Raw genomic sequence first — 12,445 nt, 5'->3', positions numbered from 1 at the left:
CCGATGGGCACTATGAGCCCGGCGCCTTATCCGCGAACTGGTCGAAGGCCTCCACCGCCTGCGCCGCGTACATCAGGCTCGGACCTGCACCCATGTAGAGCGCCATGCCCATCACCTCCATGATCTCCTGGCGCGTGGCGCCATTCTTGACGGCCGCCTGCGAGTGAAAGGCGACGCATCCGTCGCAGCGGATCGCAACCGAGATGGCGAGCGCGATCAATTCCTTGGTCTTGGTGTCGAGAGCACCCGCTTCGGTCGCGGCGCGCGCCATTGCCGAGAAGGCCTTTGTCACCTCCGGACTGCCGAGCCGCACTTCCTTGATCGCTCCGGTCAATTCCGAGGCCATGGCTGGCCAGTCCTTGTGCATTTTCTTTCCTCCAGGCTTCAAAGGCGTCCGAGCAGCGCTGCAACCCGATAGGCTGCGACGATTCGGTCGGTGCGAGCGCGGGTGGCCCCCGCTTCGGCGGCAATCGCTTCGCGCTCGGCGTCGAGCAGATCGAGTTGCGGCTTCATACCCACCCGCACCTCGTGACGGACGCTCTCGAGCGCCTGCGCCGCCGCCACGGCCTGGTCGCCCGCGGCCTGCTCGACCAGCTGGGCAGTGCGCACGTCCTGGAAGGCCGATATGACCTGTTCCTCGACCTGCATGCTGGCGGCCCGCATCCGTGCGTCAGCGGCACGGACCTCGCTGCTCGCTTCGGCGACCTTGCCCGACACCCGGCCGCCGCTGAAAAATTCCCAGCGCGCCCGGATGCCGACGGTCGCGCTGTCCGCGCGATAGTCGGGGAAGAACTGGTCGCGTACCGTTCCGGCTTCGGCAAAGGCGCCGACGGTCGGCAGTCGCTCAGCGCGTGCGCCCCGCGCTCCTGCCTGCGCTGCGCGCAAGCCGGCCTGGGCCTGGACGAGCAGAGGGTTGCTCCGCATCGCCTCCTCCATGGCATCATCGAGCGTCGCGGGCAGTGGCGGATTGGCGGGCAACAACTGCAAATCGATGGGCTCAAGGCCGGTCAGATTGGTGAAATGCGCGCGAGCAGAGACCTGCATGCCCTGCGCCCGGGCCAGCCCGGCGCGGGCCTCGGCCAGGCGCGCGCCGGCCTGCGCAACGTCGGTGCTCGGGCTCTCCCCTGCCCGATAGCGCAGCCGTGCCTGGCGATCGATCTCTGTGGTCTCGGTAAGCAGCCGTTCGTAGAGAGTCAGCATGCGCGCCGCAGTCAGCACGTCGCCATAAGCCTGCGTTACGGCCATGGCGAGCTGAGCCCGCGCGCCGCTTTGCCCGGCCTCTGCGCCCGCAATCCCTGCGCGCGCGCGATCCATGCCCGCGCCAAGCCGCCCGCCGGTGAAGAGCGGCTGCTCGACCGTCACCTGCGCCGCGCGCGGCGTGACATTGGCGGCGCCCAGCCCGAAGAAATTCTGGGGATCGAGGCGGCCATAGCCGATCGTCCCGCTCAGCGTCGCGGTCGGAAGCCGTCCCGAACGCGCCTGCTCGAGGCGCGCCTTGGCCGCGTCGGTCTCCGCATCTGCAACCACGATCTCGGGCGCATGGCGCATCGCCGCCGCAATCGCTTCCTCGAGTGTCGTGGCGTTGGCCGCCGTGCTCGCCATCAATGAAGCGGCAAGCCCCAGCGTCAGGCGAACGAGCCGGCGGGATCGGTTCATTTGAAGGCAGTCCCCGGCCGGACGCCCATTGCCTTGAAGACAATCGCGGCGGGGCAAAAGCCAGTGAAGCTCGCCTGGATCATGTTGATGCCCGCAAAGGCCGTGAGCGCTATCCACCAGGGATGGACGGTGAGGGACAGGACGACGCCCAGAAGGACGACACATCCGGCGAAGATCATGACGGCGCGATCGAGAGTCATTGTGGCATTCCTTTGCTGGTCGAGAGTGGGGTCACATCCGCAGCTTGCGGATGCCCATGACGTGGAGGGCGAGCTTTTCGTAGAAGGGCTCGCTCTCTCCCTTGCGCACCTTGCGCAGGAAATATTTCTCGAAGCCGATCTTGGCGAGATGGACCCATTTGCCGCTCGCCGCCCAGTTGACGTTGCGTGGCGGGATTTGCGGCTGCGCGACGAAGGCGACGCCGCCATCGCCGAAATCGGCGAGGCAGACAGCGTTCCAGGTCGCTTCCGCGGTGGGTTCCTTGCCGTCCAGGATCATATCGAGGTTCGCGGCGATGGCGGTCACCATGCTTTCGATCATGAAGCCGGTCTTGGGCACACCGACCGGCACCGGCGTCGGGCCGGTCGGCGGAATGGCGACGCAGACGCCCAGCGCGAAGATTTCCGGAAAGGCCGGGTTGCGCTGATGCTTGTCGACCAGAATGAACCCGCGCGGATTGGTGAGCCCGGCGATGTCGCGAACGGCCGGAACGCCACGGAACGCGGGGAGCATCATCGAGAAAGCGAACGGCAGATCGTGGGTCCTGGCGACCGCGCCGCCCTCGGCGATCTCCTCGAGGTGCATCATGCCGGCCTCGACCTTCGCGACGCGCGCATTGGTGATCCATTTGATGTGCCGCTCGCGCAATACGCTTTCGAGCAGGGACTTGGTGTCGCCGACGCCATCGAGGCCGAGATGGCCGATATAGGGCTCGGCGGTCACGAAGGTCATCGGCACCTTGTCGCGGATCTTGCGGCGGCGCAGTTCAGTGTCGAGGATCAGGGCGAACTCATAAGCCGGACCGTAGCAGGACGCGCCCTGCGCCGCGCCAACCACGATCGGTCCCGGATTTTCGACGAAGCGGTCGAACGCCTCTGCCGCAGCGGACGCATGCGCGGTCTGGCAGATCGAAACGGTATGACCTCCGTGCGGCCCCAGCCCTTCGATTTCATCGAACGCTAAATCAGGCCCCGTAGAAATTACAAGATAATCGTAATTGATGGACGTGCCGTCGTTGAGCTCCAACCGCTTTTCCGAAGCATGGAGACGCTTCGCGCCGACCCCCGTGAAGCCGATCTTCTTCTTCGCGAAGATGGGCGGAAGGTGTACCTGAATCGCCTCGGGCTCGCGCCAACGCACGGCGACCCAGGGGTTGGAAGGCACGAAGGAATATGTTTCCGAGTCGGAGACCATCATCACTTCGGCGCGCCCCTTTACCGCGGCGTTGATTTCATAGGCGGCGATGGTGCCGCCCAGCCCGGCGCCCAGCACCACGATTTTCGGCTTATCCATGACTTCCTCTCGCACTTCTCAAGAACTCGCTTGACGGAATATAATGATTACATGATATATGCAATAAGCAAATTGAAGGAGAATCTCATGTTTGGTTTCGGAAAGGCCAAGTCCCATCGTGAGCTCCGGCCCCTGGAGCTCAAGACCATGCTCGCGGACGGCTCCGCGCTGCTCATCGACGTGCGCGAGCCGGACGAATTCGCAGCGGGCCACATCGCCGGCGCAGTGAACATGCCTTTGTCGACCTTTTCACCGCGTAATGTCCCGGATGCAGCCGGGCGAACGGTCGTGCTTCAATGCGCGGGCGGCAAACGCTCCGGCATGGCACTGGACCGTTGCGTGAAGGCCGAGGCGGCGATCGATACGCATCTGGGCGGTGGCATCGGCGCATGGAGAGACGCTGGCCTGCCAATCGTCAGCGGCAAATAAGAGCGAAAGGGTCGGGGATGCGCGCGATGACGAAATGGGTCTGGCTTGCGAGCGTTTCGCTCGCCTTGGCGTCCTGCGGCGGCAAGGAAGCGGCCGACCAAGCCTCCACGACGCTCCCCGCAGGTGAGTCGCTGAAGCTCGCGGCAAGCGACATCGCTGACATGAAGGCAGTGGGCGCCGAGATCACCACGCGCGATTCCGCCGAGGCGCTCGCCCGAATACCGGGCACGCTTGTCAGCCTTTCGGTCCGCGAAGGCGATATGGTCGAAAAAGGCCAGCGCATCGGCACGGTCGTCGATGCGCGCCTCGGCTACGAGACCAGCGCTTATGGTGCCCAGGTCGCCGCGGCACAGGCCGAGGCGGCGCGCGCGCGCGGCGACCTTGCCCGCATCCAGGATCTCTACAACAACAAGGTCTATGCCAAGGCGCGCCTCGACCAGGCGGTCGCCATGTCGCGTGCCGCCGACGCGCAAGTCGCGGCCGCACGCGCGCAGCAAGGCGCAAGCGCCAGCGTCGCCGGGCAAGGTGCGATCGTTGCGCCGGCTAGCGGCCGGGTGCTGCGTGCGGATATCCCCGCCGGATCAGTCGTCGCGCCGGGCATGTCGGTGGCGACGATCACCGCCGGCCCTCCCCTCTTGCGGCTCGAGCTGCCGGAGTCGCTGGCCGGACAGGTGCGCAACGGCGCGCAGATATTGGTAGCTGAAGGCGATCTGCCCGACGGGTCGCGTCAGGGCCGAGTGACGCAGGTCTATCCCGCCGTCACCGGGGGCCGGGTGCGTGTCGATGCGACCGTGCCCGGCCTTTCCACGCAGCTTGTCGGGCGGCGCGTGGGCGTCTCGATCGAAGTCGGGCGGCGCAGCGCTCTCGTGGTGCCGCGCCGCTTCGTCTCGACGCGCTATGGCATCGACCAGGTCGATGTCGTGACGGCCGATCACCGGGTGAGCGCCGTACCCGTCCAGGTGGCGCCCACCACCGACCCCGACAGGATCGAGATCCTGAGCGGCGTTGCGGCCGGGGACACACTCTTCCTGGCGGGCGCGCGCAAATGAACCTCGGCATCTCCGGGCGGCTGACCCGCGCGACCATCATGTCTCCGCTGACGCCACTCTTCCTGATGGCGGCGATCGCGGTCGGGCTTCTCGCGCTCTTCTCGATTCCCCGCGAGGAGGAGCCGCAGATCAGCGTGCCGATGGTCGATATCCAGGTGATGGCGCCCGGTCTCGCCGCAGCCGACGCCGTCGAGCTTGTCGGCATTCCGCTCGAGACCATCGTCAAGAGCGTCGATGGCGTCGAGCATGTCTATACTCAGGCCGAAGATGACGGCGTGATGGTGACGGCGCGCTTTGTGGTGGGATCAAATCCCGAGGACGCAGCGACCCGCATCGACGAGAAGCTGCGCGCCAATTGGGACCGGATTCCGGTTGGAATCCCCGATCCCAAGGTCACGGTGCGCGGAATCAACGACGTGCCCGCGATCGTGCTGACGCTCACGCCCAAGCCCGGCGCCGCCGGACAATGGAGCGATCAGGCGCTCTACGATCTTGCCACCAAGCTGCGCACCGAAATCGCCAAGGTCGACAATGTCGGCCTGACCTTCCTGACTGGCGGACGTCCCGACGAGATCCGGATCGCGCCAGACCCGGCCAAGCTCAACCAATATGGCGTACCGCTCGGCAGCGTCATCGAAGCGGCCGGCCAGGCCAATCGGAGCTTTCCGGCCGGCAGCATCCGCGAGGGCGGCAAGGCGGTCTCCGTCACGGCCGGCCGCACTTTGTCCTCCGCGCAGGAGGTGGGCATGCTCACCGTCCGCTCCGCGCGCGGCGCGCCCGTCTATCTGCGCGACGTCGCCGCCGTCACCCAGGGACCACGCGAGGACCAGTCCCGCGCCTGGCGCTGGGCGCGGAGTGGCGACCAATGGTCGAGCGCGCCCGCCGTCAGCATCGCCATCGCCAAGCGGTCGGGCGCCAATGCGGTTGTCGTCTCCGACGCCGTGCTGTCCAGAATCGAAAGCCTTAAGGGCAAGCTCATCCCCGATGGGGTCGATGTCGCGGTCACCCGCAACTATGGCGCGACGGCGAACGAGAAGGCCAATGAGCTGCTGTTCCATCTGGCGCTGGCGACCATCTCCATCGTCGTCCTGATCGGCTTTGCGATTGGCTGGCGCGAGGCGGCGGTGACCGCTGTCGTCATCCCCACGACGATCCTGCTCACGATGTTCGCCTCGAACCTGATGGGCTACACGATCAACCGCGTCAGTCTCTTTGCGCTGATCTTCTCGATCGGTATCCTGGTCGACGACGCCATCGTCATGATCGAGAATATCGCGCGCCATTGGGCGATGCCGGACGATCGCACGCGGACGCAGGCCGCGATCGAGGCCGTGGCCGAGGTTGGCAATCCGACCGTGGTGGCAACCTTGACCGTGGTCGCCGCCTTGCTGCCGATGCTGTTCGTCTCCGGCCTCATGGGCCCCTACATGGCGCCGATCCCGGTCAACGCCTCGGCGGCGATGGTCTTTTCCTTCTTCGTCGCGGTCGTGATCGCGCCCTGGCTGATGGTCCGCTTCGCGCGCAAGGCGCTGGCGGACGGAACGGCGCATGGCGGCCATGCGCATGACGAAAGCGGTGGAAAGCTCGGCCGGCTCTATGCCCGCGTTGCCCACCGCGTGATCGACAGCCGTACCTCGGCGCGCAATTTCCTGATCGCGGTCGGCATCGCCACGCTGCTCGCCTGCTCGATGTTCTATTTCAAGGCCGTGACCGTGAAGCTGCTGCCCTTCGACAACAAGTCGGAGCTGCAGGTGGTTGTCGACATGCCCGAAGGCACGAGCCTGGAGGCAACCGGCAGGACGCTCGAGGACGTGGCGACCGTGGCACGCAGGCTGCCGGAGGCAACCGCGATGGAAGCCTATGTCGGGACCTCCGCGCCGTTCAACTTCAACGGCCTCGTCCGCCACTATTTCCTGCGCAACAAGCCGGAGATGGGCGACGTGATGGTCGCCTTGTTGCCCAAAGGCGAGCGCGACCGGTCCAGCCACCAGATCGCCCTTGTCCTGCGCGAACAGCTCAAGGCGCTGAAACTGCCTGATGGGGCCTCGATCAAGGTGGTCGAGACGCCGCCAGGGCCACCCGTGCTCGCGACCCTGCTCGCCGAGATCTATGGTCCCGATGCGCAGACCCGGCAGCGCACCGCGACCGAACTGGAAAAGATCTTCCGTTCGGTCCCCTATATCGTCGATGTTGATAACAGCTTCGGCCAGCCTCGGCCCAAATTGCGCCTGATACCGCAGCGCGACCGCATCGATTATTATGGGCTTTCGGAACGTCAAGTCGCCGACAGCATCGGCGCGCTGATGGGCAGCCAGACGGTTGGCTATGCGCCGCGTGGACAGGGCCGTACGCCATTGCCGATCACTATTGCCCTGCCGCAATCGGCACGGGGATGGTCGCAGACGCTGGCCAGCACACCGGTCGCGGCAACGCCGGGCGGCCAGTTGATCGAGCTAGGCGCGGTCGTGGACGCGCGCAACGAACAAGGCAGCCGCGCGATCTTCCGGCGCGATGGCCGCTTCGCCGACATGGTCACGGCCGAGCTCGCCGGCGAATATGAGGCGCCAATTTACGGCATGCTCGCTGTCGACAAGGCGGTCGACGCCTATGACTGGGCGGCTAAGGGCCTCGCCAAACCGATCATACGCCTCAACGGCCAGCCCGAGGATGAGTCCGTCACCTCGCTGCTGTGGGATGGCGAGTGGGAGATCACCTGGGTCACTTTCCGTGACATGGGGGCAGCGTTCATGGTGGCGCTGCTCGGCATCTACATCTTGGTCGTAGCCCAGTTCCGCAACTTCAAGCTGCCGCTGGTGATCCTGACGCCGGTGCCGCTGACGCTGGTCGGCATCGTCATCGGGCATATGCTGTTTTCGGCGCCCTTCACCGCTACGTCGATGATCGGCTTTATCGCGCTCGCCGGCATCATCGTGCGCAACTCGATCCTGCTGGTCGATTTCATCCGGCACACCGCCACACCCGGCAAGCCGCTGCGCGACGTGCTGATCGAGGCGGGCGCGATCCGGTTCAAGCCGATCGTGCTGACGGCCGGGGCGGCGATGATCGGCGCGGCCGTGATCCTCACCGACCCAATCTTCCAGGGTCTTGCAATCTCGTTGCTTTTCGGCCTTGCTTCATCGACCCTGCTCACCGTTCTCGTCATCCCGGCGATCTATGTCGTGCTGCGGGATGACGGGAAAAGCGCGACACGATGATGGCCTGGAGTGCTGCCGCCGAAATGCTCTGCGAGCGTGCGACGGAAGTCGCCGACCTGCTCAAGCTGGTGGCCAATGAGCAAAGGCTGCTGCTGCTGTGCCGCCTGCGCGAGGGCGAAGCTTCGGTGGGCGAACTGGTGGGATTGTGCGACCTGTCCCAATCCAGCGTTTCCCAGCATCTCAGCAAGATGCGTGAGGGCGGCCTGGTGCAAACCCGCCGTGAAGCGACCACGATCTACTATAGCATGGCAAACCCCCATGTGGATGCGCTGATGGAATTCCTGTGCAGCCGTTTCGGGCGAACGGAAGAGCATATATGAGAAATGGATAGGCGGCCGCCGTGGTGTTCCTGAAAGTGCTACCCATGGAATCCGGCACCGACCTGTCTCGCGCCGTCGCGATGCAATTGGAACCGAGCTATTGCATGCTATCGATGTCGTCATGCACGAAGTGACTCGCCCAACGTCATGATCATACAGAATTCACGCGAGCATCAGCACATGTCCGTGTAGCACTATCCTGCTCCACTCGACGTAGCGAAACGCGCCTATTTGTAGACGAGTTCTGGCTGCCAGTGACCGCCGCTTCTTCAGCATAAGGGCCTCTACGGATATCAGCAAAGGAGGATAGCGCCGAGACAGGAAACACCGATTTCTGCTGGAGAAGTGCAATGACCGACCGGAAAGATGAACGCGGGTCCACGATGAGCACTGGCGCCCCGGCGCTGAGCGATCGCAACTCGCTGACGGTTGGTCCGGACGGCCCGATCCTGCTTCAGGACGTTCATTTTCTCGAGCAAATGGCGCACTTCAACCGCGAAAAGGTCCCCGAACGGCAACCGCATGCCAAAGGTTCGGGCGCTTTCGGCATATTCCAAACGACCAAGGACGTTTCCGCCTATACCAAGGCTGCCCTGTTCCAGCCGGGCACGACTACTGACATGCTCGCGCGCTTTTCTACCGTTGCCGGCGAGGCCGGCAGTCCCGACACCTGGCGCGACGTGCGTGGCTTCTCGCTTAAATTCTACACCGACGAAGGCAATTACGATCTGGTCGGCAACAACACGCCGATATTCTTCATTCGCGATGCAATGAAATTTCCGCACTTCATCCGCAGTCAGAAGCGTTTGCCGGATTCGGGTCTGCGCGACAATCATATGCAGTGGGACTTCTGGACCAGTAATCCGGAATCCGCCCATCAGGTGACCTATCTCATGGGCGAACGCGGTCTGCCCCGCACCTGGCGCAACATGAACGGCTACGGCTCCCACACTTATATGTGGATCAACGCCGAAGGCGAGAGATTCTGGGTGAAATATCACTTTCACACCAATCAGGGCATGGCCTTCTTTACCAATGCCGAAGCCGCGACGATGGCGGGCGCCGATGCGGATTTCCATCGTCGCGACCTGTTTGAAGCTATCGCGCGCGGCGAGCATCCCAGTTGGTCGCTCTCGGTCCAGGTCATGCCCTACGCAGATGCCAGCGCCTACCGGATCAACCCGTTCGATCTGACCAAGACCTGGTCGCATGCGGATTATCCGCTAATCCCGGTGGGCACGATGACGCTCAATCGCAATCCGGAGAATTTCTTCGCCCAGATCGAGCAGGCGGCGTTCTCACCAGGAAACACGGTGCCGGGCATCGGCCTGTCGCCCGACAAGATGCTGCTCGGCCGGGCGTTCGCCTACAACGACGCGCAGCGTAACCGCATCGGCACCAACTTTCACCAGCTGCCGGTCAACCAGCCGAAGGTAGCGGTTAACACCTACATGTTCGACGGCCACATGGCCTATCATCACAGCGGTAGCGCTCCGGTGTACGCGCCCAACAGCGGAGGCAGAAGCTGGGCGGACGAAACAGGGCCCGTCGTGGACGGCTGGGAGGCCGATGGCCCAATGGTTCGCAGCGCCTATCCGCTGCGCGCCGAGGACGATGACTTCACGCAACCCGGGATCATGGTTCGCGACGTGTTTAATGACGGGCAGCGGACGAAGCTGGTCGATCAGGTCGCAGGCAGTCTGCTCGGCGGCGTTCGCTCGCCGGTTCTCGAGCGGGCGTTCGAATATTGGAAGAGCATAGATGCCGATGTCGGCCACCGGATCGAGGAAACTGTCCGCGGCGGCGGTGCGCCGAAGCCAGCGGAAGGCATGGGCGAAGGCTGATCGCAGCTATCAGCGCAACACCGGGCAGGGAGGCAATATCATGGTGAGCACGACAGGACCCGCGTCTGTGGATATGGCCCAGGCGCTCCTTGATCCGGGATCGATCTTTGCGGACCCCGAAGAACTTCTCTTGCATGAGGGTCTTTCTCGGGAAGAGAAGATCGAACTGCTCAAGCGGTGGGAATATGACGCGAGCGAAAATAGCGTCGCCTTGGAAGAAGGGATGCCCGGTGACGAGAGCGACCTGTTGCGGCGTATTCTGCTGGCGCTCGATCATCTCATGGCCGGCATCGACGTGGACCATGTCGGTCCGACCAAGCAACATGGCTTCGCCAGTTCGGTCATCACATCCACATAGAAGTGGGGGCAATCCTCGAAAGCCGTTCGCGGGCATCGCAGAGCGCAATGTCGAGCGCTGCAGGACACGCCGCGCTCACATGTAGCCCGAACCTGCGTTGCTCACCCTGCGCCGTCGTCGCGGTCGCTCACCGCTACTTCCTTTTCCGAGACCTGCCATATTCGCCCGGAATTTCTCCGTGACGAGATCAAATGAAGCATGTCGACCAGCCGGTGGGACGGAGCCCGCCGGAATTTGGATCGCCCCTACCCTCAATCTTCGAGCAGGGCACGCAACATCCAGGCCGCCTGCTCATGCACGCCGATCCGCTGGGTCAGGAGGTCGGCCGTCGGTTCGTCGCTGGCAGCCTCGACGACAGGATAGAGGCTCCGCGCGGTTCGCGCCGTCGCTTCATGGCCTTGCGCCAGGATGGCGACCATCTCGAGCGCTTTGGGGGGCGTCGCCGGAGCGTCGGGAAGCGAACTCAGCTTGGCATATTGGCCGTAGGAGCCCGGGGCGGGATGACCCAGTGACCGGATGCGCTCGGCGATCGGGTCCACCGCATTCCACAGTTCGGTATATTGCGCCATGAACATCGCGTGCAGGCTGTTGAACATCGGCCCGGTGACGTTCCAGTGGAAATTATGCGTGGTCAGGTACAGCGTATAGGTATCCGCGAGCAGGTGGCTGAGGCCGTCGCTGATCGCTGCACGATCCGTATCACTGATGCCGATGTTGAGGCTCATGACTATCTTCCGATCTTCGCTGGAAATGCTGTTCGTGTTTCTTGCTTGCGCGCTACGCCGTCATGTCTTCGTCGGGGTCGGTATGAAATTCATGCCAGAGCCCGTTCAGGACGCCGAAGGCGACGGCCAGGCCCAGGCCCAATATCCAGCTGAAATACCACATGGTCCATGTCCTCGAGATCAATAGAAGTCCGGGTTGGTGCCGACATCCTTGAGCGTGATGCGCCCGAACAGTATCTTGTAGACCCAGGCGGTATAGAGCAGCACAATCGGCAGGAAGATCAGCGTGACCAGCAGCATGATGAACAGGGTTACATGGCTGGAGGACGCATTCCAGACGGTCAGGCTGGAGGCCGGGTCGATCGAGCTGGGCAGGATGAAGGGGAACATTGACAAGCCGACCGTCGCGATGATGCCAAGCGTGCCAAGCGACGAGCCGCCGAACGCCAGGACTTCGCGGCCGGTCCGGATTCCAGCCAGGGCGATCAGCGGCCCGGCAAAGCCCAGCAGCGGCGCCACCAGCATCCAGGGATGACGCGCATAATTGCTCATCCACGCGCCGGGCGCGGCAATCATCGCCATCAAATGCGGATTGGACGGCCCCATTGGATCGACTGCGCCTGTCATGCTGAACCCCATGCCACCGCGTGCCACCATCAGGCCGCCGATGGCGAAGAGCAGGACGGAAAGAATAGCCGCGATCTGCCCGAAACGCAGGGCGCGATCGTGCACCGCACCCCGTTCGATCTTGATGGCGAGCCAGCTTGCGCCGTGCAGCACCAGCATCGCTACCGAGAGCAGGCCAGCCAGCAATGAGAAGGGATGAAACAGGCCGAGCAGGCTGCCTTCGTAGAAAGAGCGCAGGTCGCCATCCAGGCGGAAAGGGATGCCGGTCAGCACATTGCCCACGGCCACGCCGAAGACCAAAGCCGGCACGAACCCGCCAACGAACAGCGCCCAATCCCACCGGCTGCGCCATGCCGCGTCGGGCCTCTTCGAGCGATATTTGAAACCGACGGGGCGCAGAATCAACGAGGCGAGCACCAGGAACATGGCAAGGTAGAAGCCGGAGAAGCTCACCGCATAGACGAACGGCCAAGCGGCGAAGATTGCACCGCCGCCCAGGATGAACCAGACTTGGTTGCCTTCCCAGGTCGCGCCGATGGAGTTGATGACCATGCGCCGCTCCGCGTCGGTTTTGGCGACGAACGGCAGCAGGGCGGCGACGCCAAGATCGAACCCGTCGGTCAGCGCGAACCCGATGAGCAAGATGCCCATCAGGCCCCACCAGATCAGGCGAAGCGTCTCATAGTCGATGGGAGGCACCATGATCGCTC

General features: G+C 63.9%; 13 protein-coding genes. 6 read left to right on the top strand and 7 right to left on the bottom strand.

Annotated features, from left to right (window positions below):
- Positions 1 to 10 precede the first annotated feature (10 nt).
- From V2I08_RS03545 to V2I08_RS03530, 4 genes are read right to left on the bottom strand one after another with little or no spacing between them, the layout of a single operon-like run.
- On the bottom strand, positions 11 to 367 hold the full coding sequence (locus V2I08_RS03545; protein WP_043151054.1) for a carboxymuconolactone decarboxylase family protein: 357 nt from the start codon (positions 365 to 367) through the stop codon (positions 11 to 13).
- Positions 368 to 384: 17 nt separating this feature from the next.
- Entirely contained in the window at positions 385 to 1,656 is a 1,272-nt protein-coding gene (locus tag V2I08_RS03540) for a TolC family outer membrane protein (RefSeq protein ID WP_043151053.1), read from the bottom strand.
- Positions 1,653 to 1,856 (bottom strand): DUF2892 domain-containing protein, encoded by a 204-nt coding sequence (locus V2I08_RS03535; protein ID WP_043151050.1) that lies wholly within the window; start codon positions 1,854 to 1,856, stop codon positions 1,653 to 1,655. Before V2I08_RS03535 ends, V2I08_RS03540 begins: the two co-directional genes overlap by 4 nt.
- 31 nt (positions 1,857 to 1,887) lie before the next feature.
- Positions 1,888 to 3,168: an NAD(P)/FAD-dependent oxidoreductase gene (locus tag V2I08_RS03530; protein WP_043151047.1), complete on the bottom strand. Its 1,281-nt coding sequence runs from the start codon at positions 3,166 to 3,168 to the stop codon at positions 1,888 to 1,890.
- Positions 3,169 to 3,255: 87 nt separating this feature from the next.
- Here V2I08_RS03530 and V2I08_RS03525 point away from each other — a divergent pair, with 87 nt between their 5' ends.
- From V2I08_RS03525 to V2I08_RS03500, 6 genes are all read left to right on the top strand, one after another.
- The gene (locus V2I08_RS03525) at positions 3,256 to 3,597 is read left to right on the top strand and encodes a rhodanese-like domain-containing protein (RefSeq protein ID WP_043151114.1); all 342 of its coding nucleotides are present in this window, start codon (positions 3,256 to 3,258) and stop codon (positions 3,595 to 3,597) included.
- A 26-nt stretch (positions 3,598 to 3,623) separates the two neighbouring features.
- Positions 3,624 to 4,646 (top strand): efflux RND transporter periplasmic adaptor subunit, encoded by a 1,023-nt coding sequence (locus V2I08_RS03520; RefSeq protein ID WP_043151112.1) that lies wholly within the window; start codon positions 3,624 to 3,626, stop codon positions 4,644 to 4,646.
- Positions 4,643 to 7,861, top strand: a complete 3,219-nt coding sequence (locus V2I08_RS03515; protein ID WP_349633924.1) for an efflux RND transporter permease subunit — start codon at positions 4,643 to 4,645, stop codon at positions 7,859 to 7,861. The genes V2I08_RS03520 and V2I08_RS03515 overlap by 4 nt, the downstream gene beginning before the upstream one ends.
- The gene (locus tag V2I08_RS03510) at positions 7,858 to 8,181 is read left to right on the top strand and encodes a helix-turn-helix transcriptional regulator (RefSeq protein ID WP_043151046.1); all 324 of its coding nucleotides are present in this window, start codon (positions 7,858 to 7,860) and stop codon (positions 8,179 to 8,181) included. Before V2I08_RS03515 ends, V2I08_RS03510 begins: the two co-directional genes overlap by 4 nt.
- Before the next feature lie 350 nt (positions 8,182 to 8,531).
- Entirely contained in the window at positions 8,532 to 10,025 is a 1,494-nt protein-coding gene (locus tag V2I08_RS03505; RefSeq protein ID WP_043151045.1) for a catalase, read from the top strand.
- A 40-nt stretch (positions 10,026 to 10,065) separates the two neighbouring features.
- On the top strand, positions 10,066 to 10,383 hold the full coding sequence (locus V2I08_RS03500) for a hypothetical protein (protein ID WP_200866924.1): 318 nt from the start codon (positions 10,066 to 10,068) through the stop codon (positions 10,381 to 10,383).
- A 251-nt stretch (positions 10,384 to 10,634) separates the two neighbouring features.
- Here the strand turns inward: V2I08_RS03500 and V2I08_RS03495 are convergent, their stop codons facing one another.
- The 3 genes from V2I08_RS03495 to cydB are packed head-to-tail and all read right to left on the bottom strand — an operon-like array spanning position 10,635 to position 12,437.
- Complete coding sequence (locus tag V2I08_RS03495; RefSeq protein ID WP_051519940.1) at positions 10,635 to 11,108, bottom strand: Dps family protein; 474 nt, start codon at positions 11,106 to 11,108, stop codon at positions 10,635 to 10,637.
- A gap of 52 nt (positions 11,109 to 11,160) precedes the next feature.
- Positions 11,161 to 11,271, bottom strand: a complete 111-nt coding sequence (cydX, locus tag V2I08_RS03490; protein ID WP_043151041.1) for a cytochrome bd-I oxidase subunit CydX — start codon at positions 11,269 to 11,271, stop codon at positions 11,161 to 11,163.
- 17 nt (positions 11,272 to 11,288) lie between these two features.
- Complete coding sequence (cydB, locus tag V2I08_RS03485; RefSeq protein ID WP_043151039.1) at positions 11,289 to 12,437, bottom strand: cytochrome d ubiquinol oxidase subunit II; 1,149 nt, start codon at positions 12,435 to 12,437, stop codon at positions 11,289 to 11,291.
- Positions 12,438 to 12,445 lie beyond the last annotated feature (8 nt).

Origin of the sequence: Sphingobium sp. MK2 (assembly GCF_040170545.1) — a bacterium.
In the GTDB taxonomy this organism is placed as follows: Bacteria; Pseudomonadota; Alphaproteobacteria; order Sphingomonadales; family Sphingomonadaceae; genus Sphingobium.
Note: the sequence above shows the minus strand (reverse complement) of the source record. Positions and strands in the feature narration are given on the sequence as shown.